Genomic DNA, 23,963 nt, shown 5'->3' with positions numbered 1-23,963 from the left:
CGTGTCACACGGTCAGCACCGACCGGCACCTCAGATCATGAGCCGGGGGCGACGGCGTCCATCGTCATCGATGTGGTGCCCCCGACAGGATTCGAACCTGCGACGCCCGCGTTAGGAGTGCGGCGCTCTATCCCCTGAGCTACGGAGGCGGGATGCCACCAGCCTACCGTCGCGACAGGGGGTCGCCCGAGAACAGCCGCGTCGGCAGACCCGCGTCCCATCGCCCCGGTTCGGGGAGGGCCGCTTCGCGGACCTCGACGCCATCGGTTCCGATGCGGGCCGCGCACACGAGGAGCGACTCGAGCACGAGACCGTCATGCGCATCTCGCCGGAGGACCGACGATCCGGGATCGTGTGTCGAGTTCTCGACGACCGCGAGCCACGGCTCGAACCAATTCGATCCGTTCCCGACGCCGGCGCGACGGAACTCCTCGAGCCATCTCGCGATCCGTGGCGTTCCCGGGTCATCCGCCGCGTGGTGCGCGATCATGTGGGTCCCGGGTTCCAGCCGCGTGCGCTGCGTCCGCAGACCGTCCCACTCGACGAGGTATGCACCCGTGGCATCCACTTCGACGAGATTGAACCCCCGGGTCGGCGGATTCTCGGGGACGCCGTCCCCCAGCGCGTCGAGGGCGATCGCGCCGCGGCTGACCACCTCGTCGTCGCCGCGGCCCGAGAGGTCTTCGCGGTTGAGCAGCACCGCCAGCCGACGGCGGTCGGGGTCGACCGCGAGCCAGGCACCGCCGGCGCGGTCGTCGCGCACGCCGAGAACACGCGGTCGATCCGGCCACCAGGGCCCGATGCCGCGCCAGGGGCGCTCACGATCCTCGTCCCGGACGGCGAGGAGCCGCACCGGCTCGTCCACCACAACGGGAACATCGATCACGACGGTGCACACCCGCTCCACGCTACCCGCGCCACGCGAACGGTGGTCGCGTCGCGCCCCCGAACCGCTCCCCCTCCCTCCTTCCCGACCGGCATCCGAAAGAGCAGGGCATCGAAAGAACAGGGCATCGGAAGAGCCCAAACACCGGGAAGAGCCCCCACCTGGAAGACTGGGGCGATGTTCATCGTCGTCGGGGTCACCGGGGGAATCGCCGCCTACAAGACCGTGGGCCTCGTGCGCCTTCTCGTGAAAGCGGGGCACGACGTGCACGTCATCCCGACCGACGACGCCCTGCGCTTCGTCGGGACCCCGACGTGGGAGGCGATCAGCCGCAACCCCGTCACCACCTCGGTCCACGACGATGTCGCGCGGGTCCGCCACGTCGGGCTCGGGCAATCGGCCGAGCTCGTGATCGTCGCCCCCGCCACGGCGAACACCCTGGCCGCGATGACGGCGGGCCTGGCATCCGATCTCCTCGGCACGACCCTTCTCGCGACAACCGCGCCGGTGGTGGTCGCCCCGGCGATGCACACCGAGATGTGGCGGCACCCGGCGACCACGCACAACATGCGGGTGCTGCGGGAACGCGGTGTCCACGTCGTCGGCCCCGCGGACGGAGCCCTCACGGGAGGCGACTCGGGTCCGGGCCGTATGTCGGAGCCCGAGGACATCGCCGCTTTCGCACTGTCCCTCGTCGAGCGCACCCGCGATCTCGAGGGCGTATCGATCGTCGTCAGCGCCGGAGGCACGCGCGAACCCATCGACCCGGTCCGCTTCCTCGGCAACCGTTCGAGCGGTCGACAGGGCGTCGCGATCGCGAGAGCCGCCGCCGACCGCGGCGCCCGCGTGACCCTCGTCGCCGCGCACCTCGACGCCGACGTCGTCCCCGATCCACGGGTCGAGGTCATCGCCGTGGCGACCGCCGATGAACTGGGCAGGGCGATGGATGCCACGGCCCCCGACGCCGACGTCGTCGTCATGTCCGCGGCGGTCGCCGACTACTCCGTGGCCTCGGTGTCGGAGAACAAGATCCGCAAGCAGGACGCCCCCGGAGGACTCACTCTCGAGCTCGTCGAGAACCGCGACATCGTGGCCGGTCTCGTCGCCGCGCGCCGCGACGGGCAGACGATCGTCGCGTTCGCCGCCGAGACGGTCCGCGACGACGACGAGCTGCTCGAACGCGCCCGCACCAAGGCGGCGCGCAAAGGCGTCGACCTGCTGGCGGCGAACGCGGTCGGCTGGACGCGAGGGTTTGAGTCGACCGACAACGCGCTCGTGATCGTCGAGCGCGAGGGCGAGGTCGTGGCGGCGGCATCCGGCTCGAAGGACGACACCGCCCACGCTCTGCTCGACGCGATCGTCACCCGCCGACGGGGCTGACCGCGATGTGCGATCAGTAGCTGTAGTAGTAGGCGACCTGCTCGATGAGGGCAAACACCTCGCGGAGGACGACCACCGCCCAGATCGTCGCCGCGATGAGCGACACGACGGTCACGGCGATGAAACCCCAGATCGGGCCGAGTCCCTTGCCGGTCTGCCGGCGCAGGACGATCCCGCGGCCGATGACGTACACGCCGGACGAGATGAGGAAGACGAAGAACGCCCAGGCCCAGTGGAACGGGTTCTGGATTCCGCGTGCGCGGAGCTGACGCCAGTCGAGGAACGCGAAGAGGATGCTGAGACCCGCGATCACGAGGGAGAGGACGCTCACCCCCAGGGTGGCGAGGGTCGTTCCGACCGACGCGCTCAGCATGGAAGACGAGTACCCGCCGCTCTCGGAGAACGCCGCCGAGTAGATCGCCTGTTCCAGGATCGACCGCCAGTCGATGAGGAACAACGACAGCAACTGCACCAGTGGCAGGGCGACGATCAGCCACACCCAGACCGTGTCGGTGGGGACACCGCTCTTCGCTGGGGTCGCAGGGGTGGACGCTCCGGCGTAGCCCGGGGCGGCCGGGTATCCCGGCGCCGCGGGGTACCCCGGCGCGGCGCCGTAGCCCGGAGACGCGGGGTATCCCGGAGCTGAGGCGGCGGCCGCACCCGGGTAGCCCGGCGCGGTGGAGTAGGCCGGGGTGCCGGCGGGGGCCGCGGGAGCCGCGGGGGTGGTCGGCGCCGCGGGGGTGGTCGTGGCCGAGGGAGCCGCGGGCGTGATGGGCGCCGCGGGCACCGTGGAAGCCGGCGGAGCAGCCGCTTCGGCCGGAACATCCGACGCGGCCGGGGACGGACCAGTGGGAGCCGGGGCCGGAGAGGGCACAGACTCGGTGGGCGCCGCGGGGTGCGCGGTCGACGCGGCGGGAGCCGCGGCCTCGGTTTCATCCCGACTCTCGCCCGCTGTGGCGACCGCTGTCGTCTCGACCTCGGCGGAGCTCGGCGCATCGACCTGCGCGCCATCCGTGTGCTCGCTGACCGCCGGACGCACCTCGTCCGTCCACGCGATACCGTCCCAGCGTCGCGTCCCGCCGCTGCCGGCGGGGTCGGGGTACCAGCCTTCGGGCGGAGTGGGCGTGTCGGTCATGGTCGTCCCCCTGGATGGTGATGCGGGCGGTTCATGCGAGTCCCCCGAGTCTAGTGAGCGGGCTCGCGATCACCGGAAATCCCTCGATGCGTGCGAGACGCCCACGCGGAGGTCGGTGAAGCCGTCGGCCACCACGTTCGTCACGCCCTCGACCGAGCGTTCGAGCATGCCCCGGACGATCAGGGCGGGCGACTCGCGCGCGATCCGGCGGTAGCGATTCCAGACCCCGACCGAGCAGATGATGTTCATGAGGCCGTGTTCGTCTTCGAGGTTGAGGAAGGTGATCCCGGATGCCGTCGCCGGACGCTGGCGGTGGGTGACCAGCCCCGCCACCTCGATCCGGCGGTCGGTCTCTGCCGTCTGCAGTTCGCGAGAGGTGAGGACCCCGCGCGCGTCGAGCGCCGATCGGAAGTGCGTGAGGGGGTGATCGTCGGTGGAGAGACCCGTCGCCCACAGGTCGGACGCGAGCAGTTCATAGCTCGTCGGGTCGGTGAACAGCGGAGGCTGAACCGCCACGAGAGAGTCAGGAAGGAACTCCGGGCGGTCCTGGGCCGCCGACCCCGAAAGCCAGATCGCTTCTCGTCGCGAATGGCCGAGGCTCTCGAAGGCTCCCGCGGTCGCGAGCGCCTCGAGCTGCGAGGTGATCAGCCCCGTACGCCGCACGAGGTCGCGCATGTCGCGAAAGGGACCGCTCCGCTCCCTTTCGGCGACGATCCGCTCCGCCACCTTCGCGCCGATCCCGGTCACTCCCGCCAGTCCGAGCCGTACCGCGAACGCTCCGTCCCTCCGGTGTGCGGCGGTCTCGTCGGGTGCCGATCGGTCGAACTCCCCCGTCGGCGGCTGGTGCGCGTCGGTGCAGGCCTCGAGCCCCGTGGGCCCGTGGGCATGCGCGGCGGTGCAGGCCTCGAGCCCCGTGGGCCCGTGGGCACGCGCCTCGTCGAGAGGTTCCATCTCCGCCTCGACACCCGAGCGCAGCAGGTCGGGCCGGAGAACCCGCACTCCGTGCCTCCGCGCGTCGGCGGTCAACGTGGCGGGCGAATAGAACCCCATCGGTTGAGCCCGCAGGAGCCCGGCGAGGAACACGCCCGGGTAGTGCAGCTTGATCCACGAGCTCGCGTACACCAGAAGCCCGAACGAGAGCGAGTGCGACTCCGCGAAACCGAAGTTCGCGAACGCCTGGATCTTCGCGTAGAGGTCGTCGGCGACCTGGCCGACGAGCCCGTTCTCGGCCATACCCGCGTACAGCTTCTCGCGCAGGGAGTCGATCCGCTCCAGCCCGCGTTTGGACCCCATCGCCCGCCGGAGCAGGTCGGCATCCTCGGGCGTGCAGTTGCCGATCGCGACCGCCATCTGCATGAGCTGCTCCTGGAACACCGGCACCCCCATGGTGCGCTCGAGCACGGGTCGCAGCTTCTCGTGCACGTACGTGATCGGCTCCTGACCGAGCTTCCGCCGCACGAAAGGGTGCACGGCACCGCCCTGGATCGGCCCCGGGCGGATGAGCGCGATCTGCACCACGAGGTCGTAGAACTTCCGCGGCTGCAACCGGGGCAACAGTCCCATCTGCGCCCGCGACTCCACCTGGAAGACCCCGATCGAGTCGGCGCGGCACAGCATGTCGTAGACGGCCTTCTCTTCTTTCGGCAGCGTCGACAGCTCCCACGTCTCGCCCGTGGCATCCCGGATCAGGTCGAAGCAATACTGCAGCGCCGCGAGCATGCCGAGACCCAGCAGGTCGAACTTGACCAGCCCCATCCACGCGGCGTCGTCTTTGTCCCACTGGATGACCGTGCGATTCTCCATCCGCGCGTGCTCGATCGGCACGACCTCGCCCACCGGACGGTCGGTGAGCACCATGCCCCCGGAGTGGATGCCGAGATGCCGAGGGGCCTTCAGCAACTCGGACGCGAACTCGATGACCTGATCGGGGATGTCGTGATCGGCTCCGGTCTCGAGCGTGGCTCCCCACCGTTCGACCTGCTTCGACCACGCATCCTGCTGCCCGGGCGAATGCCCGAGCGCGCGGGCCATGTCGCGCACGGCGTTCTTCGGGCGGTACTGGATGACGTTCGCCACCTGCGCCGCACGCTCGCGCCCGTACGTCTCGTACACCCACTGGATGATCTCTTCGCGCCGGTCCGAGTCGAAGTCGACGTCGATGTCGGGCTCCTCGTCGCGCAGGCTCGACAGGAACCGCTCGAACGGCAGCCGGTAGAAGATCGAGTCGACCGCGGTGATGTCGAGCAGGAAGCAGACCGCACTGTTGGCGGCCGACCCGCGTCCCTGACACAGGATGCCGCGACGTCGGGCCTCGGCGACGATGCCGTAGACGATGAGGAAGTACCCCGGGAAGTCCTTCATCTCGATGACGCCGAGCTCGCGCTCGATGCGGTCGCGATCGTCGTCGGAGAGGTTCGGATACTTGCGCGGCACGGCCTCCCACACCAGATGACGAAGCCACGACATGGGCGTGTGTCCCTCGGGCACCGCCTGCTTCGGCAGCGCAGGCTTGGCGCGACGCAGGGGAAAAGCGAGCTCGTCGGCGAGCGTCACCGTGCGTGCCACCGCGCCGGGGTGGCGGGCGAACCGGGCCGCCATCTCGGCCCCCGAGCGCAGATGCGCACCGGCATGGGCCGGGAGCCACCCGTCCAGTTCGTCGAGACCGCGGTTCGCCCGCACAGCCGCGACGGCGGCCGCGAGCAGTTCTTTCCGGGGAACGGCGTAGTGCACGTTGTTGGTGGCGAGGATCGGCAGTCCGCGCTCCGCGGCGAGGGCGGCCAGCACGTCGTTGTGGCGCGAGTCGAGTGGGTTCCCGTGATCCATCAGCTCGACGAACACGGCCTCGACGCCGAAGAGGTCGACGAGCGTGTCGAGCTCGCGAGCGGCCGCCGCCGGACCTTCGGATGCCAGCGCGTGCCGCACGGCTCCCTTGCGGCATCCGGTGAGCACCGCCCAGTGCGGATCCTTCGGGCCGCCGGAACGCTCCGCGAGCTCCGCGAGGTCGTAGACCGGGCGGCCCTTCTCGGCCCCGGTGAGCTGCGCGTGGGTGATCGCTGCGGCCAGACGGTGGTATCCCTCTTCGCCCCGAGCCAGCACGAGAAGGTGCGATCCCGCGGGGTCGGCCTCGCCGTTCTGGGGTCCGGGGAGCTCGAGCGAGAGCTCGGCCCCGAACACGGTCCGCACCGCTCGCGCCTCAGCCGCCTCGGCGAAACGCACGATCCCGTAGAACCCGTCGTGATCGGTGACCGCCAGCGCGTGAAGACCTAGGCGTTCTGCTTCTTCGACGAGCTCTTCGGGTGAGGAGGCCCCGTCGAGGAACGAGTACGACGAATGCGCGTGCAGTTCGGCATAGGGCACGGCGTCCGCGGGGCGCTCGATCTCCGGGGCGACATAGGCTCCGCGCTTGTGCGACCACGCCGGGCTGTCGCCTCCGTCGCCGTTCGGCGGAGCCCCTGTCGGGCGCCGCGCGTCGCTGAGCAGGCGCTCGAGCTCCGACCACTTCACCGGCGGGTTGTTCCACCCCATCAGGGCACCCCCGCCCTCACGCACCGCCTCGCCGCGCGCCACGCCGCCCGGCGCCACCCCGCCCCCGCAAGCTCCGTCGAGTGTCCAAGAAACGCCGTATCCCCGCCCCGCATTGCGGCGTGTTCTGGACACTCGACGGGCTGGGCGACGACGCCGCGCGGCGCGACACCGCGCGGGGCGACACCCCGCGGGGCCACGCGCTCAGTCATAACGCCCCTCCGCTCGCCACTCCCCCTCTTCGACCACGAGCAGCCACGCGCCCCCGTCGGCGTCGACGACCTGGAACCGGTGCGCCCGGCGTCGACGCAGAGGATCCCATCCCCGTTCGCTGATGGGCCACGGTCCGGCCCACTCGAGGATGCGGCGGCGCTGCTCGCCCGTGACGAGCACCGCGGGCGGGGCGCTCAGCGCATCGCGCTCCCCCACCGTGACGGGTGCCCCGGCGATGTCGGTGACCTCCACCAGCCGCGGCTCGGGGTAGACGGTCGCCGGCAGGGGATCCGGCAGACTGCCCGGCCAGGGGCGGGTGCGGTCCTTGGCCGTCACCGCGCGATCGCCCCACGGGACCAGCACCTGGCGCTCCGCGAGCCACCGGCCCCCGCCGATCGTCGGCGTCACCACCCCGCGATGGCCGAGCATGGCCTGCACACGCGAGAGCGCGTGATGCACCCGCTCGTCAGGCCCGGCGCCGAAGAGCCCCTTGCTGTGGTGCGCGGCGTCGTCGACGGCCTCGGGTGCGATGTGCACCCCGGCGACCCCGCTGCCGAAGATGCCCTGCCCGTCTTCGGCGAGCTGCCAGCGCACACGGTCGACGACGGCCGCCGCGTCGAAAGACCCCGGATGCAGCCAGACACGCTCGCTGCGCTCTCCCCGTTCTCCGGAGAGCACGACGCGCAGCTCGGTGCAGACGAGATTCTGAGCACCGAGGTGGGCGATGAACTCATCGGCCGCCACGCGGACGCCGAAAGCAACCTGGTCGGCGAGATCGAGCGGGGGTTCGAACGCGACGTCGCGGTGGAGTTCGGGAGGAGGGATACGCGGTTCGACGGGTCGGGAGTCGCGCCCACCGGCCAGCGCATGCAGTCGCGCTCCCCGCGGCCCGAACCTCTCGAGCACCCGCTCGACGGGCATCGCGGCGAAGGCGCCGAGGGTGTGGACTCCCAGTCGCGCGAGCAGACTCGCCATCTCGTCGTCGTCGAGGGCCGCCACCGACAGCGGCGCGAGGAAGGGCGCGGCGTCGCCGGGAGGAACCACCCGCACGGGGTCATCGGAAGACGCCGCGCGCGCCGCATGGCCGGCGGTGAAGATCCCGTCCGCGACGCTCGCGCGCACCCCGGAGAAGCCGTCGGCGGTGAGGAGGTCGATGAGCGTGCGCGCCGCCTCGGCTTCGCCGCCGTAGTACCGCGCGGGGCCACGGGCGCGCAGGGCGCAGAGTCCGGGCCGGACGACCTGCACGCCCGGCGCATGGTCCTCGATGCGTGCGACGACGGGACCGAAGACCCGCGCGTCACGGACCGGGTCGGCGGCGATCACCACCAAGGTAGGGCAGAGCGCCTGCGCGTCGCGTCGACGCTGCCCGCGCCGGACCCCGTGAGCACGGGCGACAGCCGAACAGGCGACGACGACGTTGTTCGCGAACACCGCCACGGGGGCGTCATCGCGCGGGGGCGACGATGCTTCGCGGGCGAACGCCGTGATCGGCCAGTCGGGGAACCACAGCACGAGGCTGCGCGTGGGCGCCTGCATCAGCCCACCGCCCGGGTGCGGTACGTCTCGTGCGTGCGCGGGACGAGACGCTCGGTCGGAGCGCCGAGCATCTCGATCGTGCCGTCGGCCGCGGGCAGCAGCATGCGCGCCCGGCGGGCGTTCGGAGAGCGTCGGCTGCTCACCGACACCGTCAGCTCGCGACCGGCCAGGTATCCGTTCCCCTGCCCCAGTCCCGTCCAACGCGGGTCGGTCACATCGATGACGGCCTCCGCCTGCGGCCACGATCCCTGCACCAGCAGAACGGTCCCCCGGTCACGCAGACGCGCAGCCAATCGCGTGGCCTCGGCCCCGCCGCGTGCCGCGTTCGAGCCCTGGGGAGGGCGCACGGCGACGACGGGAAGCACCTCCGCGATCGTCGCCGTGACCGCCAACCAGCGCGGCCCGGGATCGGGGATGAAGACGAGACGGTCGAGATCGAGCCCATACTTCTCGGCGGCCTCCGCCCCCAGTTCGGGCATGCCGATGACTCCGCACCAGGCTCCGTCCTGCGACGGGCGCGCCATGAGGGCGAGCAGCAGCGACGACGACCGGGCGATCGCATAGGCCGAGCCCGACCGCAGTCCCCCGCCGGGAAGGAGCGAGGTGAAAGCCGGGTGCGTCGGCAGCACGGGGGCGTCCATCCGCCGGCCCTGCATGCGCTCGAGACGGTCTCGCAGCGCGTGGATGTCAGGCACCGCCTGCACCTGGTCTCGCACGATCGCCCTCACTCCCACAGGTTAGAACATGTGTTCTACACTCTCAATCCCTGTGGTTCGAAGATACGATCTACCTCCGACATCGTCCCGAGCGCGATGACCAGCGCCCCTCAGAGCAGATCGACCGTCCGCACGATGCGCGCGAATCCGCCCTGCTGGAGCACCAGAGCGGTGTCGGCCATCAACTCCGCCGCCGTCCGGCTGACCGTCCCGACGCCCGCGACCTCGCCCATCAGATCGAAGGTGCGCGTGGCATCCAGAGCAACCGTCACGTCGTACCCGAGATTTCCCGCCATCCGCGCGGTCGTCTCGACGCACATGTTCGTCTGGATTCCGCAGATCACCAGATCCCGGATGCCGCGCTCGTCGAGCCATACCCGCAGGTCGGGGTCGCCGTAGAACGCCGAGTTCACGCTCTTGCTCACCAGCACGTCGGGCTCGACGGCGGCCACCGCCGGGACGAGGGCGTTCCCCGGCGCCGCGGGGTGCAACGGCGAGCCTTCCTTCGGGGAATCGTGACGCACGATCACGATCGGCTCGCCCTCGCGGCTCCACCTCTCGATAAGGGCGGCGACGTTGGCCTCACAGTCGGGATTGGCCGTGGGACCCCAGAACGCGAGGTCGTCGAAACCCCGTTGCATGTCGATGACGACCAGAGCACGTGTCATGGCCCCATTCCACCACCGACCGCCGACACCAGGGCCGCGGGAAGCGGACGATCACCGACGCACGAGCGCCATCACGCCGCGAGCGCGAGATACGGCTCCCACCGCGGGTCGCTCTTGTCGACACCGCGCACCGTCCACGACGACCCCCTCGGCGGGGCGGGGATCACCCGCAGTTCCCACGACATCTCCTGCGGCGTGCGGTCGCCCTTGACGTTGTTGCATCGCAGGCAGCAGGCCACGAGGTTCTCCCACGTGTCCTTCCCCCCGCGCGAACGCGGCAGGATGTGGTCGATGGTCGAGGCCGTCTTGCCGCAGTACCCGCACCGGTGGGCATCGCGGCGGAGCACCCCTCGCCGGGTGACCGGCACCTGACGCGCCCCGGGCACCCGGATGTACCGCGTGAGGATGATCACGGCCGGGCGATCGTACGTCCCTCCCGCGGCCCAGACCGGATCTTCGTCGACGCGCTCGACGACGGTGGCCTTCTCGTTCATCACGAGCACGAGCGCTCGTTTGAACGACACGACGGCGAGCGGTTCGTAGCCCGCGTTCAGCACCAGAGTACGCATGAGGTCTCCTCTCGAATGGCCGAGACGGCTTCTCGGATGTTCGACTCGCGACGAGAGGAAGGTGCGCAGGCGTATGAAAAAAGGCGCTGTCTAGACAGACAGCGCCCGAGGAGTCACGGTGAGACCGTGGCATCCGAACAGACGATGCCGAAGAACGAGCAGCCCGAGCGCATCCATGGTGCGGATGCGTGGCCTGGCGTTCATCGGCTTTTCCCTTCGGTTCTTCCCGACGTCGCTGACAGGCTAACCCACCACCGACACGCCCGGGTCCGCGAGATCGGGAAACAAGAAACGGCGTGTCGGAGAACAGGAGTCTCCGACACGCCGTGTCGAGGTCGAGCTGTCGAGGTCCAGCGCTCGAGGAGAAGCGGTCAGCCCGCGTTCTGCTGCAGCCAGGCGTAGGGGTCGACGACCTGGCCGTTGATGTGCACCTCGAAGTGGAGGTGGTTGGCGGTCGAGCTTCCGGTCGACCCGACGAGACCGATGAGCTGGCCCGCGGCGACGGTGTCGCCCGCCTGGACCTGACGGCTGCCGTACGTCATGTGTCCGTACGTGGTCGAGACCTTCTGACCGTTGATCACGTGCTCGATGACGATACCCACGCCGTAGCCGCCGAAGCTCTCGGACGAGGTGCTCACCACGCCCGCGGCGGCGGCGAAGATCGGCTGCCCACCGGGAGCGAGCAGGTCGACGCCCTGGTGATATCCGGAGTCCCACAGACCACGACCGAGCACGTAGCTCGTCAGCGGCCAGCGCACCTCTCCCGAACCGGGAGCGGTCATGTTGAGGTCGATGTTCGACAGCGATGCGCCGGCGCTGGCGGCCAGCTGACGCGCACGCTCCGCGGCGGCGGCAGCGGCGGCTTCCTGATCCTTCTTCTTCTGGATCTCGTCGGCGGTGGTCGCCGAGTAGCTGCTGCGATCGAGGGCCTCACTGGCGACGTCAGAGGCGACGACCATCGACTGGTTGTCGGGAGCGGACATCTCACCCAGGGTCACCGTGTTCGAGGGGGGCACCGTCGCCGCATAGGCCGGGATCGCGACCGTGGCGACCAGACCGGCCACCATCGACAGGATGACGGCGCTGCGCAGGGGCTTTCCGACGCGGCGGGCCGCGGGAAGCGAACGGGCGGGCGGCGCGGTCCGGGGAACCGGGGATGCCGCGGGAGCGGTGGGTCGAATGGTGCGACGCGAGGGTCGGGCAACCGCTGCGCGCGCGCTCTTCCGGGTCAGCCCCGTCGAGGAGACCTCGGGTCGGTCATCGACGGGATGGGTGTGTTCAGCCAAATTTCCTCCGGCGCCTCTGCGTCCGTGAAGACGCTGGCTCGTCAGCACTCGATATTGGGGGCACGATGTGCGGGCTTCACCCTCTGCGGACGACGAGCCGGGGAGGCAAACCGCGAGGGGTCCGACGGCGGGCTTCTCGCCTGTGGACCCTCAGAGGCTACCCGAAGATAACGAACAAGTCACGCAAAGGACATCGCGTACAGGAGATGCACGGCCGCCCCGGCCTCGCGACGACATCGCGGGACACCACGCGACGAATCGACGACGGAAGAAGGGGCTTCAGGCCTCGTCGACGAGGAAGATGTGCGACGCCACCTCGACGGGGAGTTCGAGCCCCTCGTCGGCGCCCTCCATCTGCACGAGGACGTATCCCTCGTTGAACCGGTAGTCGCCTCGCGCCCCGGGCAGGACCCCCGCGGCCTTGAGCTGCTGGAGGAGCTCGGGATCGACCTGGGCGGGTTCGGCGAGACGTCGCACCGTACCGGTGATGGGCTGGCCGGCGTCGTTGAGCTTGCGCACCAGGCCGACGACGCCCTCTTCGAACGTCGAGCTGGCGACGTCGCCGAGCTGATCGAGACCGGGGATCGGGTTGCCGTAGGGCGATTCGGTGGGGTGCCCGAGAAGCTCGACGAGGCGGCGCTCGACCTGCTCGCTCATGACGTGCTCCCAGCGGCAGGCCTCGTCGTGCACGTAGGCCCAGTCGAGACCGATCACGTCGCTGAGCAGGCGCTCGGCCAAGCGGTGCTTGCGCATGACGTCGACGGCCTTCTGACGCCCGTCACCGGTGAGTTCGAGGCGGCGGTCCTCGGAGACGACCACGAGACCGTCGCGCTCCATCCGGCCGACGGTCTGCGAGACGGTGGGGCCGGAGTGCCCGAGACGCTCGGAGATGCGGGCCCGCAGGGGCACGATGTTCTCTTCCTCGAGTTCGAGGATCGTGCGCAGGTACATCTCGGTGGTGTCGATGAGATCGGTCATTCAGGAGTCCTCGGCGTCGCGCGGCTGGTAAGGACAGCCTACCGACCCCATCCGACACAGACTCCGGATGCCGCCACCCCGCGCCCTAGAATCGAGCCCATGCCGCACGTGGACCTCCCCACCGACCTCCTGCCCGCCGACGGCCGCTTCGGATGCGGCCCCTCGAAGGTGCGCGGAGCGCAGCTCGAGTCTCTCGTCACCCGTGGCGCGAGCATCCTGGGCACCTCGCACCGCCAAGCCCCCGTGAAGAACCTGGTCGCCAGCACGCGCGAGCGTCTCGCCGAGCTGTTCCGCCTGCCCGAGGGCTACGAGATCATCCTGGGCAACGGCGGATCGACCGCCTTCTGGGATGCCGCCGCCTTCGGCCTCATCGAGAAGCGCAGCCAGAACCTCGTCTTCGGCGAGTTCGGCGGCAAGTTCGCCTCGGCCGCGGCCGCCCCGTGGCTGCAGACCCCCGATGTGCGCAAGGCCGCACCGGGCACGCGCACCGTCGCCGAGGTCGTCGAGGGCGTCGACGTGTACGCCTGGCCGCACAACGAAACCTCGACGGGCGTCGCCGCCCCCATCGAACGCGTCCATGGCGACGCGGGTGCGCTCACCGTCATCGATGCCACGAGCGCCGCGGGCGGCATCGACTTCGACGTGACCCAAGCCGACGTCTACTACTTCGCCCCGCAGAAGAACCTCGGCTCCGACGGCGGACTCTGGTACGCCGCCGTGTCGCCGGCGGCGATCGAGCGCATCGAGAGCATCGCGGCATCCGATCGGTACATCCCCGAATTCCTGAGCCTGAAGAACGCGCTCGACAACTCGCGACTGCAGCAGACGCTCAACACCCCGGCGCTCGCCACCCTCCTGCTCCTCGACGACCAGCTCGGTTGGATCCTCGACAACGGCGGTCTGGCGTGGGCCGGAGCGCGCACGGCGGAGTCGTCCTCGGCGCTCTACGACTGGGCGGACGCGAGCGCGGTGGCGACGCCGTTCGTCGCCGACCCGGCCGACCGCTCCCCCGTCGTCGTCACGATCGATTTCGACGAGAGCATCGACGCCGCGGCGATCGCCAAGAGCCTGCGCGCGAACGGCATCGTCGACACGGAGCCCTATCGCAAACTCGGTCGCAACCAGCTGCGCGTCGCGACGTTCGTCTCGATCGAGCCCGATGACGTCCGCCGTCTCATCGGCGCGATCGACTACACGATCGAACGCCTGCCCGGCACCTGATCGAACGACGAAGGCCGTCCCGCACACGCGCGGGACGGCCTTCGTCGTTCACGGGATCAGTAGCTGCGTTCGCGCTCGTCCTCGTCGTCTTCGTCGTCGTCTTCTTCGTAGTCGTCTTCTTCGTCGCCGTCTTCTTCGTCGCCGTCCGAGTCGTCCTCGGACTCCGGCTCGGCGTCACCCGACTCGTCGAACTCATCGATGTCGACACCGTCGAGGTCTCCGGCGTGGAACCGCGCCTTCGGCTCGTCCTCCGACTCGTCGTCGTCTTCGGCGTCGTCGTCTTCGCCGTCGAGATCGTCATCATCGACATCGACATCGTCATCGTCGACATCGTCATCCGACTCGCCGCTCTCCGCCGCGGCGGCCTGCGCCGCCTGGTAATCCGCCAGGCGCGTCGCCCAGGGAACCCACTCGGGTGCCAGGAGCGCGCCCTCGCCGGGCATCAGCTCCGCCTCGAGGACCGTCGGCTCGGCGTCGTCGACGACGGCCACGCTCACGGTCCAGTACCACCCGGGGTATCCGAGCAGGCGCGTGTGGAACCGCAGCGAGACGACGCCGTCGTTCTCGACGATGTAGTCGGCGGGCGGCCCCACCGTGTCGGCGGGGGTGATCTCGTGCAGCGCGCTCAGCGCGAGGTCGTGGGCGTGAAGCAGTCGGTCGTCGACCGGCTGCTCAGGCTTCGAAGTCATCGGCGACCTTGCGCAGTACCGCGGCGATCTTGCTGGCGTGCGCACCGCTCGGGTACCGGCCACGACGCAGATCGCCGCCGATGCCGTCCAGGAGCTTGACGAGGTCCTCGACGATGATCGCCATGTCGTCGGCGGGCTTGCGCGAGCGCTTCGCCATGCTCACGGGTGCTTCGAGGACGCGCACCGACAGGGCCTGCAGACCACGCTTGCCGTCGGCGACGCCGAACTCGAGGCGCGTGCCGGCCTTGGGCGCGGGGGTTCCGGCGGGCAGGGCGGTGGCGTGCAGGAACACGTCCTGGCCGTCATCGGTGGCGATGAAGCCGAAGCCCTTCTCTTCGTCGTAGAACCTGACCTTGCCGGTGGGCATGGAAACCTCGCTGAAAGACATGCGCGAACGCGCGGTGGAACCCGGGACCCGAACGGATCCCGGCCCTTCAGCCTACGCCACGCGTGCCAGGCAGTAGGCTGAGGGGCGATGAGCACACGCACCCCCGACGGCGATGTCCCGATCCGCCGTATCGATCGCATCCTGGCGTTCATGTCGCTCGGACTGCTCATCCTGTCCGTCGTGAGCTTCTTCGCGATCATCATCGCGTCGACGGCCAAGGCAGACATGAGCACCGGCATCTGGCCGACGGTGGGCGTTCTGCTCTACATCGCACCCCCGGTCGCGTTCGCGTGCCTGGTGGCCGTGCTCATCATGAGCTTCGTGCGAAGGGCACGCGCGAACAAGGAGCGTTGACCGTGCCCGAGACCTCCGACCAACGCGCACTGGCGGTCTCGTTGAGCGCACGGGCCGACGAAGACCTCGCTCAGCTCTTCCTCGAGCGCGACGTCTCACCCTCGGCGACGTGGCGCGACACCTTCGACGCCGCGGATGCGCTGCTCGATCCCCCCTCGATCTCCCGCGCACTCCCCCCGTTGACGCGGACCGAGGCCGAAGCCCTCGTCGCGGCCGTCTCGACCGGATCGCCCGTACTCACCGAGGTGCGCGCCGCGCTCGTCGCGCGAGCTCTCGTGCGCGACGACGGCGTCGCCTACGCAGCGGTCGCCACGATCGTCGGCGAGACGTTCCCCGACGGGATCCCGGATGCCGAGCCTTCCCGCCCCGGCCGAGCCGCGGCATCCGATGCCGCCGCCGAAGCCGCGTTCACCAACGCCGCGGCCCTGGCCGACGTCCTCCTCCTGACTCTCGACGCACCGCTCGGACGCATCGGCTCGGGATCGCTCGGCGCCACCGAGCGGCGGCGCCTCGTGGATGCGGGAGCCGTGGAGACACCCGAGGAAGCGGATCTGCTCGTCGGGATCGCGGCATCCGTCGGTCTGTTGGGCAGCACGGGCCGCGCGTGGCTGGTCACCCCCGCCGGCAAGGCGTGGTTGCGCCTACCCACCCTCGATCGATGGCAGGAGACCGCGAAGACCCTGCGCGACGTCCTGCCCCGGGCGTATCGCACAGCCGAGGGCGGCTGGATCCCGAGCGCGAGCTGGCCCGACGCACTGCCCTTCGACCCGTCCGGCGCGGAGCGGGCGGCGCTGTGGCGAGAGCGTTTCTCGGCATGGGGCCTCATCGACGCCGCCGACCAGACTCCTCCCTGGAGTTCCGGGCTCGCGGCGGGCGACGAGGTCGACGTCTCCGCCCTCCGCGACCTCCTTCCGCCCGAGGTCGACCGCGTGTACCTCCAGAACGACCTCACGGCCATCGCCCCGGGTCCGCTCGCTCCGCACCTCGATGTGCGCCTGCGGAGCATGGCGACGCGAGAATCCCGGGCACAGGCGTCGAGCTACCGGTTCAGCGCCGCGACGATCGGCGCAGCCATCACCGGCGGCGAGACGGCCGAGTCTCTGCGCGACTTCCTCACCGACCTGTCGCTCACCGGGCTGCCGCAGCCCCTGGCCTACGTGATCGAGCGGACCTCGGCGCAGCACGGACGCGTCCGTGTCTCGAGCGACCCGGAGACGCGACTGACGCGGGTCACGACGACCGACCCGACTCTTCTGCAGGCGATGGAGGTCGACCAGTCCTTGCGCTCGGTGGCACTGTCGCGCGCCGACGACGCCCTCGAGTCGCACGTCGCCGCCGACGTCGTCTTCTGGGCGCTGACCGACGCGCACTACCCCGCCGTCGCCGTCGACGAGTCCGGCGCCCCGAGGACGCTGGAGCGCGCCCGGCTGGCCGCCGACACCCCGTCGACGGATCCCCTCGAGACCTACGCGCCGCTCATCGGGCGCGTACGCGCTGGCGGTGAGGACTCGGATGCCGCCTGGCTCGAACGCGAACTCGACCAGGCGGTGCGTGCCCGCGCGATCATCGACGTGACCGTTCGCCTGCCCGACGGTTCGACGCGCGTGTTCCGTCTGGAGGCGACGGGACTGGGAGGCGGCCGACTCCGCGGCCGTGACCGGGGCGCCGACGTCGAGCGCACGCTCCCGCTCTCGCACATCGACGGGATCGCACCCGTCGAGTGACGCCGCGTGAAGCTCGACCGCCGCGACCCCGGTAGACTCGAACGCTATGGCTGACGGCCCCTTGATCGTGCAGAGCGACCGCACCGTCCTCCTCGAGGTCGCACACCCCGAGGCGGAGACGGCGCGGCATGAGCTCGCGGTCTTCGCCGAGCTCGAGCGCGCACCCGAGCACATCCACACCTATCGGATCACCCGGCTGGGGCTCTGGAACGCGCGGGCGGCCGGCCACGACGCCGACGCGATGCTCGAGACGCTCGACCGCTGGTCGCGCTTCCCGGTCCCGGCTTCGGTGAGCACCGACATCCGCGAGACCGTCAACCGCTACGGACGCCTGGTCATCGAACGCAACGACGAGAACGAGCTCGTCCTCCGCTCGACCGACCCGGCGGTGCTCGGCGAGGTCTCGCGCAACAAGCGCATCTCGCCCCTGCTCATCGGGCACCCCACGCCCGACACCTACCTGATCGACGCGTGGGCGCGAGGGCACATCAAGCAGGAGCTCCTCAAGATCGGCTGGCCCGCCGAAGACCTCGCCGGCTACACACCGGGCACCCCGCACCCGATCGATCTCGCCGAGGACGGGTGGAGCCTGCGCCCGTACCAGCGGCAGGCCGTCGACTCGTTCTCCGAGGGCGGTTCGGGTGTCGTGGTGCTCCCCTGCGGGGCGGGCAAGACCCTCGTCGGAGCGGGCGCCATGGCCGACACCCGCACGACGACCCTCATCCTGGTGACGAACACCGTGAGCGCCCGGCAGTGGCGCGACGAACTGCTCCGCCGCACGACTCTCACCCCCGACGAGATCGGCGAGTACTCGGGCCAGGTCAAAGAGATCAAGCCCGTCACGATCGCGACGTACCAGATCCTCACCGCGAAGCGGAAGGGAGAGTACGCCCACCTCGCCCTGCTCGACGCGCTCGACTGGGGTCTGGTCCTCTACGACGAGGTGCACCTTCTCCCCGCTCCCGTCTTCAAGCTCACCGCCGACCTGCAGGCGCGACGGCGCCTGGGGCTGACCGCCACGCTCGTCCGCGAGGACGGACGCGAGGGCGACGTCTTCAGCCTGATCGGCCCCAAGCGGTTCGACGCGCCGTGGAAAGAGATCGAGGCGCAGGGCTTCATCTCGCCGGCCGCGTGCTACGAGGTGCGCATCGACCTGCCCGCCGGCGAGCGGCTCGAATACGCCGCCGCGGCCGACGAAGACCGCTACCGGCTCGCCGCGACGGCTCCCGCGAAGATCGACGTCGTGCGCCGGCTCGTCGAGCGCCACCCCGACGAGCGCATCCTCGTCATCGGTCAGTACCTCGACCAGATCGATGAGCTGTCCGAGGCCCTCGACGCGCCGAAGATCACGGGGGCGACCCCCGTGGCGGAGCGCGAAGAGCTGTTCCAGGCCTTCCGCGTGGGAGAGATCTCGCTCCTCATCGTGTCGAAGGTCGCGAACTTCTCGGTCGACCTGCCCGAGGCGTCGGTCGCCATCCAGGTCTCGGGATCCTTCGGGTCGCGTCAAGAAGAGGCGCAGCGCCTCGGGCGCCTGCTGCGACCGAAGCAGTCGAACCACACGGCGAGCTTCTACACGCTCATCGCGCGCGACACGGTCGACCAGGATTTCGCGCAGAACCGCCAGCGTTTCCTCGCCGAACAGGGGTACGCGTACACGATTCTGGATGCCGACGGAATCGACGCCGCGGCCGCCTGAGACATACCAGGGTGCGGCTTTCCGTTCCATATCCAGCACTTTGCTGGGTGCAGTCACGATAATGAGGGCATGACAGCTCCTCGCATCCTCGTCGTGGACGACGAACCGAACATCCGCGATCTGCTCATCACGAGCCTGCGCTTCGCCGGTTTCCAGGTGCGAGCCGTGGCCAACGGCGCGCAGACGATCTCGGCCGTGCTCGAAGAAGAACCCGACCTCATCGTGCTCGACGTGATGCTGCCGGACATGAACGGGTTCAGTGTCACCAAGCGTCTCCGCGGCGCCGGCTACACCGCTCCGATCCTCTTCCTCACGGCCAAGGACGAGACCGAAGACAAGATCATGGGGCTGAACGCCGGAGGCGATGACTACGTCACCAAGCCGTTCAGCCTCGACGAGATCGTCGCGCGCATCCAGGCGATCCTCCGCCGCACGATGCAGGCCGACGAGGAGTCGATCATCCGCACGGGCGAGCTCACGATGGACCAGGACACGCACGACGTCAGCGTCGGCGACGTCTCGATCGACCTCAGCCCCACGGAGTTCAAGCTCCTGCGTTACCTCATGCTCAACCCCAACCGTGTGCTGTCGAAGGCGCAGATCCTCGACCACGTCTGGGAGTACGACTTCAACGGCGACGCCGGCATCGTCGAGAGCTACATCTCCTACCTCCGCCGCAAGATCGATCCGCACTCCTCGGAGCCGCTGATCCAGACCAAGCGCGGCTTCGGCTACATGCTGAAGTCGGGCAAGACCGTCTGAGCGGAGCCTCCTCCTGCACTCCGACGATGCCGTGACGCGCTGGTGGCGCCGACTGAGCCTGCGGGCCAAGGTCACCGGCGTCACTGTCACGCTCCTCGCGGTCGGGCTGTTCGCCGCCGGCATCGGCACGATGGTCTTCCTGCGCACCACGCTCGTGAACAACCTCGACGAGCAGCTGGCACAGCAGGCGGCGGGCAACATCGCGAACACCATCTTCACGACGACCAACGAAGACGGTCGGATGGTGTTCACGCCGGTCGAGAACGCCCCGCAGATCGGGTCGATGGTCGTCGTCTACAACGCCGAGGGCCAGCGCGAGGCCTTCTTCAACGGCACGTCGACGAAGGCCACGCCGCAACTGCCCGACACGTTCACGACGCCGCAGACCTACACCCAGCTCGACAAGCGCATCGACCTGGATGACCCGGTCACGGGGCAGCACTTCATCGCGCGCGTGGGTCTTTTCGAAGTACCCAACAGCGGCTCTTACACCCAGATGGTGATCCAGCCGCTCGGACCGACGGATCGGATCGTCGCGGCCTACGTCGGCATCTACGGCTTCGTCGCTCTGCTCATCCTCATAGCGAGCGCGCTGCTGACCCGCTGGCTCGTGACCCTCACGTTCCGGAGTCTGAATCAGGTCGAGACCACCGCGATGGACATCGCCGCCGGCGACTTCAGCCAACGTCTCACCGACATCGTCCCCGACACCGAGGTCGGTCGCCTCAAGACGGCGATCAACGCCATGCTCGCGCGCATCGACGGAGCGCTCGGACAGCGGGACGCCACCGTCCGGCAGATGCGCCGGTTCATCGGCGACGCGAGCCACGAGCTGCGCACTCCCCTGGTCACGATGCGCGGCTACGCCGAGCTCTACCGGATGGGTGCCATCCGCTCCGACGAGGATGTCGCCCAGTCGATGGAGCGGATCGAGAAGGAGGCGATCCGCATGGGTGCCCTCGTCGAAGACCTCCTGGCTCTCGCGCGCCTCGACGAGCGTCGCGACGTGAGCATCACCGCGATCGACCTCCGCCCCATCGCGCGCGACGCCGCCCTCGACCTGCGCGTCACCTCACCGCAGCGCGAGGTCACGGTCGACGACACGACCAGCCGCGACGAGATCGTGCTGCCCGTCATGCGCCTCGAAGTGCTGCCGCAGACGGAGACGGATGCCACCGGCCCGAACGGTCGGCGTCGGGTCGCTCCCACCACCTCGGCGATGGCGATCGCGGGTGCCACACTGTCACGGCTGCGGCGACGCGCGAAGGACACCGGCGACGGACCGGTCGTCGAGTCCCCCGCCGAGGCGTCGTCCTCGCCGACGACCGCGCCGAACTCCGTGCGTTCGTCGCCCCGCCTCGCGCCGATCGTGTTGGGCGACGAGAACAAGGTGCGACAGGTCGTGACGAACCTTCTGGGCAACGCGCGGCGGTTCACCCCCGACGACTCCCCCATCGGACTGCGCGTGGGAGTGGATGCCGATGCCGACATGGGGTGGATCGAGATCATCGACCACGGCGAAGGGGTTCCCGAGCAGATTCGCGACCAGATCTTCCAGCGGTTCTGGCGGGCGGACACCTCGCGCACGCGGGAGACGGGCGGGTCGGGTCTCGGCCTGTCGATCGTGGCATCCATCGTCGATCTTCTGCATGGAAAAGTCGAGGTCGTCGACACCCCCGGCGGAGGAGCGACCTTCCGGGTCTCCCTTCCCCTCGCCGATCGACGCGACGCGCAGGAGCACGCGCTGATCGAGACGCAGCCGCTCCAGCGTCTCCCCGAGGACTACCGGCCCGAGCCACCCACCGCGTGACCCTTCCGCGCCCCGCGCTCGCTGTCACCCGCCTGCCCTGCGCCCGGCAACACGGCGCCCCTCGCGGTGCCCGCGCCCGCCCCCCGCACCGTACCCGCGGCCTCGTCCGCTCCCCCTCGTTCCCCTCGCCACGCTGACGTGGAACGAGGGGAACGAGGACGAGCACGCTGACGTGCGCCGAATGCTCACCCTGACGCTCCCGCCGCGAGTATTCGGCGCGAGTCATCTCATCTGGGTCGCCCGCGGGTTCGGTCGCGGCCGAGAACGAGAGAACGCCCCCTCCCGAAGGAGGGGGCGTTCTCATGACGCGTCAGGCGTAGATCAGAAGTCCATGCCACCCGTCGGGTCGCCCGCGGGAGCGGCGACCTTCTCGGGCTTGTCGGCGACGACGGCCTCGGTCGTGAGGAACAGACCGGCGATCGACGCGGCGTTCTGCAGCGCGGAGCGCGTGACCTTGGCGGGGTCGATGATGCCCTGCGCGAAGAGGTCGCCGTACTCGCCGGTTGCGGCGTTGAGGCCGTGACCGACCTCGAGCTCCGCGACCTTGTTCGCGACGACACCGGGCTCGAGACCGGCGTTCAGCGCGATCTGCTTGAGCGGGGCCTCGATGGCGACCTTGACGATGTTCGCACCGGTGGCCTCGTCACCCGAGAGCTCGAGCGACGCGAACGCCGTCTTGCCCGCCTGGATGAGCGCGACGCCACCACCGGCGACGACGCCCTCTTCGACGGCGGCCTTCGCGTTGCGGACGGCGTCTTCGATGCGGTGCTTGCGCTCCTTGAGCTCGACCTCCGTGGCCGCGCCGGCCTTGATGACGGCGACGCCACCGGCGAGCTTCGCGAGGCGCTCCTGGAGCTTCTCACGGTCGTAGTCGCTGTCGGTGTTCTCGATCTCGCGGCGGATCTGGGTCACGCGACCCTCGATCAGCTCCGACTCACCGGCACCCTCGACGATCGTGGTCTCGTCCTTGGTGATGATGACCTTGCGGGCACGGCCGAGCAGGTCGACGGTCGCGTTCTCGAGCTTGAGGCCCACCTCTTCGGTGATGACCTGGCCGCCGGTGAGGATCGCGATGTCCTGGAGCTGCGCCTTGCGACGGTCGCCGAAGCCGGGGGCCTTGACGGCCGCCGACTTGAAGATGCCGCGGATCTTGTTGAGCACGAGCGTCGCGAGAGCTTCGCCCTCGACGTCCTCGGCGATGATGAGGAGCTCCTTGCCCTCCTGGATCACCTTGTCGACGATGGGCAGAAGGTCCTTGATGTTCGAGATCTTCTGGTTCGCGATCAGGATGTACGGGTCTTCGAAGACCGCCTCCTGACGCTCGGGGTCGGTGACGAAGTAGGGGTTGATGTAGCCCTTGTCGAAGCGCATGCCCTCGGTGAGCTCGAGCTCGGTGCCGAAGGTGTTCGACTCCTCGACGGTGACGACGCCTTCCTTGCCCACCTTGTCGATGGCCTCGGCGATGAGCTCGCCGATCGCGGGGTCGGCGGCCGAGATGGAGGCGGTCGCGGCGATCTGCTCCTTCGACTCGACCTCCTTCGCCGAGGCGAGAAGCTCGTCGGTGACGGCCTTGACGGCCTTCTCGATGCCCTTCTTGAGCGAGATGGGGTCGGCGCCGGCGGCGACGTTGCGCAGGCCCTCGCGAACGAGCGCCTGAGCGAGGACGGTAGCGGTGGTGGTGCCGTCACCCGCGACGTCGTCGGTCTTCTTGGCGACCTCCTTGACCAGCTCAGCGCCGATCTTCTCGTACGGGTCGTCGAGCTCGATCTCCTTGGCGATCGAGACGCCGTCGTTCGTGATCGTGGGAGCGCCCCACTTCTTCTCGAGCACGACGTTGCGACCGCGGGGGCCGAGCGTCACCTTGACGGCGTCGGCCAGCGTGTTGAGGCCGCGCTCGAGGCCGCGGCGGGCCTCCTCGTCGAAAGCGATGATCTTTGCCATAAGTGTGTCGTCCCTCCCGGACGGGTGACTTCCAGATTTTGGCACTCGACGAAAGCGAGTGCTAACTCATTCTGGCACTCGCCCCTAGGGAGTGCAAGCCGCGAGCCGTGCCGCACAGCACGACGCCGTGGCATCCGTCGAACGGATGCCACGGCGTGCGAAACGTCGTGTTAAGCCATCAGGCGAACCGACTCGGCCTGCGGTCCCTTCTGGCCGGAGCCGACGGTGAACTCGACCGCCTGCCCCTCCTCGAGAACACGGAAGCCCGACATCTCGATGTTCGAGTAGTGAACGAAAACGTCCTGGCCGTCCGTCACGGTGATGAAGCCGTAACCCTTCTCGGCGTTGAACCATTTGACGGTGCCCTGCGTCATGCGAATCTCCTGTGTTGCTGGATGACGAGGTCAACGTAAGCACGCGAAGATGCGCGGAATCGGCCGTCAGCGGCATTGTTGACGTGCGTGCACCCAACTTTTTACGCCGCGGAAA

20 protein-coding genes and 1 tRNA gene are annotated in these 23,963 nt (G+C 69.5%); 7 read left to right on the top strand and 14 right to left on the bottom strand.

Translation table 11 applies throughout. From position 1 onward, the window contains the following. Positions 1-73 precede the first annotated feature (73 nt). Positions 74-149 (bottom strand) — tRNA-Arg (locus QE388_RS12530). Positions 150-163: 14 nt separating this feature from the next. Next, positions 164-898, bottom strand: a complete 735-nt coding sequence (locus tag QE388_RS12525; RefSeq protein WP_307385644.1) for an NRDE family protein — start codon at positions 896-898, stop codon at positions 164-166. 165 nt (positions 899-1,063) lie between these two features. Between QE388_RS12525 and coaBC the strand changes: the two genes are divergently transcribed. After that, on the top strand, positions 1,064-2,266 hold the full coding sequence (gene coaBC / locus QE388_RS12520) for a bifunctional phosphopantothenoylcysteine decarboxylase/phosphopantothenate--cysteine ligase CoaBC (RefSeq protein ID WP_307385643.1): 1,203 nt from the start codon (positions 1,064-1,066) through the stop codon (positions 2,264-2,266). 13 nt (positions 2,267-2,279) lie between these two features. Here the strand turns inward: coaBC and QE388_RS12515 are convergent, their stop codons facing one another. The 8 genes from QE388_RS12515 to QE388_RS12480 all read right to left on the bottom strand — a co-directional run bounded on the left by QE388_RS12515 (position 2,280) and on the right by QE388_RS12480 (position 12,889). After that, positions 2,280-3,401, bottom strand: coding sequence for a DUF2510 domain-containing protein (locus QE388_RS12515; RefSeq protein ID WP_307385642.1), 1,122 nt, complete (start codon positions 3,399-3,401; stop codon positions 2,280-2,282). A 69-nt stretch (positions 3,402-3,470) separates the two neighbouring features. Further along, entirely contained in the window at positions 3,471-6,926 is a 3,456-nt protein-coding gene (locus QE388_RS12510; protein ID WP_307385641.1) for an error-prone DNA polymerase, read from the bottom strand. A 201-nt stretch (positions 6,927-7,127) separates the two neighbouring features. After that, complete coding sequence (locus QE388_RS12505) at positions 7,128-8,672, bottom strand: DNA polymerase Y family protein (RefSeq protein ID WP_307385640.1); 1,545 nt, start codon at positions 8,670-8,672, stop codon at positions 7,128-7,130. Next, positions 8,672-9,400, bottom strand: a complete 729-nt coding sequence (locus tag QE388_RS12500) for a hypothetical protein (RefSeq protein WP_373426623.1) — start codon at positions 9,398-9,400, stop codon at positions 8,672-8,674. Before QE388_RS12500 ends, QE388_RS12505 begins: the two co-directional genes overlap by 1 nt. A 98-nt stretch (positions 9,401-9,498) precedes the next feature. Next, a complete protein-coding gene (locus QE388_RS12495) occupies positions 9,499-10,056 on the bottom strand; it encodes a cysteine hydrolase family protein (protein ID WP_275797830.1) in 558 nt (185 codons plus the stop codon). A 71-nt stretch (positions 10,057-10,127) separates the two neighbouring features. Beyond that, a complete protein-coding gene (locus QE388_RS12490; RefSeq protein WP_058598194.1) occupies positions 10,128-10,625 on the bottom strand; it encodes an HNH endonuclease in 498 nt (165 codons plus the stop codon). Between the two features lie 371 nt (positions 10,626-10,996). After that, on the bottom strand, positions 10,997-11,911 hold the full coding sequence (locus tag QE388_RS12485; protein WP_307385639.1) for a M23 family metallopeptidase: 915 nt from the start codon (positions 11,909-11,911) through the stop codon (positions 10,997-10,999). Positions 11,912-12,190: 279 nt separating this feature from the next. Further along, on the bottom strand, positions 12,191-12,889 hold the full coding sequence (locus QE388_RS12480; protein ID WP_307385638.1) for a metal-dependent transcriptional regulator: 699 nt from the start codon (positions 12,887-12,889) through the stop codon (positions 12,191-12,193). Between the two features lie 99 nt (positions 12,890-12,988). On the opposite strand from QE388_RS12480, the gene serC reads away from it, so the two are divergent. After that, positions 12,989-14,110: a phosphoserine transaminase gene (serC, locus tag QE388_RS12475; protein ID WP_307385637.1), complete on the top strand. Its 1,122-nt coding sequence runs from the start codon at positions 12,989-12,991 to the stop codon at positions 14,108-14,110. 56 nt (positions 14,111-14,166) lie between these two features. Here the strand turns inward: serC and QE388_RS12470 are convergent, their stop codons facing one another. Continuing rightward, positions 14,167-14,799, bottom strand: coding sequence for a DUF3027 domain-containing protein (locus QE388_RS12470; RefSeq protein WP_307385636.1), 633 nt, complete (start codon positions 14,797-14,799; stop codon positions 14,167-14,169). After that, positions 14,783-15,166 carry a cold-shock protein gene (locus QE388_RS12465; protein ID WP_013585856.1) on the bottom strand — a complete coding sequence of 128 codons (384 nt, stop codon included), beginning with the start codon at positions 15,164-15,166 and terminating at the stop codon, positions 14,783-14,785. The genes QE388_RS12470 and QE388_RS12465 overlap by 17 nt, the downstream gene beginning before the upstream one ends. A 108-nt stretch (positions 15,167-15,274) precedes the next feature. On the opposite strand from QE388_RS12465, the gene QE388_RS12460 reads away from it, so the two are divergent. The 5 genes from QE388_RS12460 to QE388_RS12440 all read left to right on the top strand — a co-directional run bounded on the left by QE388_RS12460 (position 15,275) and on the right by QE388_RS12440 (position 21,533). Further along, entirely contained in the window at positions 15,275-15,541 is a 267-nt protein-coding gene (locus tag QE388_RS12460) for a multidrug ABC transporter ATPase (protein WP_307385635.1), read from the top strand. A 2-nt stretch (positions 15,542-15,543) separates the two neighbouring features. Beyond that, on the top strand, positions 15,544-17,265 hold the full coding sequence (locus QE388_RS12455; protein WP_307385634.1) for a helicase-associated domain-containing protein: 1,722 nt from the start codon (positions 15,544-15,546) through the stop codon (positions 17,263-17,265). Between the two features lie 46 nt (positions 17,266-17,311). Beyond that, positions 17,312-18,961, top strand: a complete 1,650-nt coding sequence (locus tag QE388_RS12450; RefSeq protein ID WP_307385633.1) for a DNA repair helicase XPB — start codon at positions 17,312-17,314, stop codon at positions 18,959-18,961. A 69-nt stretch (positions 18,962-19,030) separates the two neighbouring features. Next, positions 19,031-19,723, top strand: coding sequence for a response regulator transcription factor (locus QE388_RS12445; RefSeq protein ID WP_013585852.1), 693 nt, complete (start codon positions 19,031-19,033; stop codon positions 19,721-19,723). Positions 19,724-19,853: 130 nt separating this feature from the next. Then, entirely contained in the window at positions 19,854-21,533 is a 1,680-nt protein-coding gene (locus QE388_RS12440; protein WP_307387130.1) for a cell wall metabolism sensor histidine kinase WalK, read from the top strand. Between the two features lie 321 nt (positions 21,534-21,854). Here the strand turns inward: QE388_RS12440 and groL are convergent, their stop codons facing one another. Both groL and QE388_RS12430 read right to left on the bottom strand, forming a co-directional pair. Beyond that, a complete protein-coding gene (groL, locus tag QE388_RS12435; RefSeq protein ID WP_058597322.1) occupies positions 21,855-23,474 on the bottom strand; it encodes a chaperonin GroEL in 1,620 nt (539 codons plus the stop codon). A gap of 170 nt (positions 23,475-23,644) precedes the next feature. After that, positions 23,645-23,848 carry a cold-shock protein gene (locus tag QE388_RS12430; protein ID WP_013585848.1) on the bottom strand — a complete coding sequence of 68 codons (204 nt, stop codon included), beginning with the start codon at positions 23,846-23,848 and terminating at the stop codon, positions 23,645-23,647. Positions 23,849-23,963: the final 115 nt, after the last annotated feature.

Origin of the sequence: Microbacterium sp. SORGH_AS_0969, from assembly GCF_030818255.1 — a bacterium.
Lineage (GTDB): Bacteria > Actinomycetota > Actinomycetes > Actinomycetales > Microbacteriaceae > Microbacterium.
The sequence above is the reverse complement of the archived record's forward strand: the minus strand, read 5'-3'. Positions and strand labels throughout refer to the sequence as shown.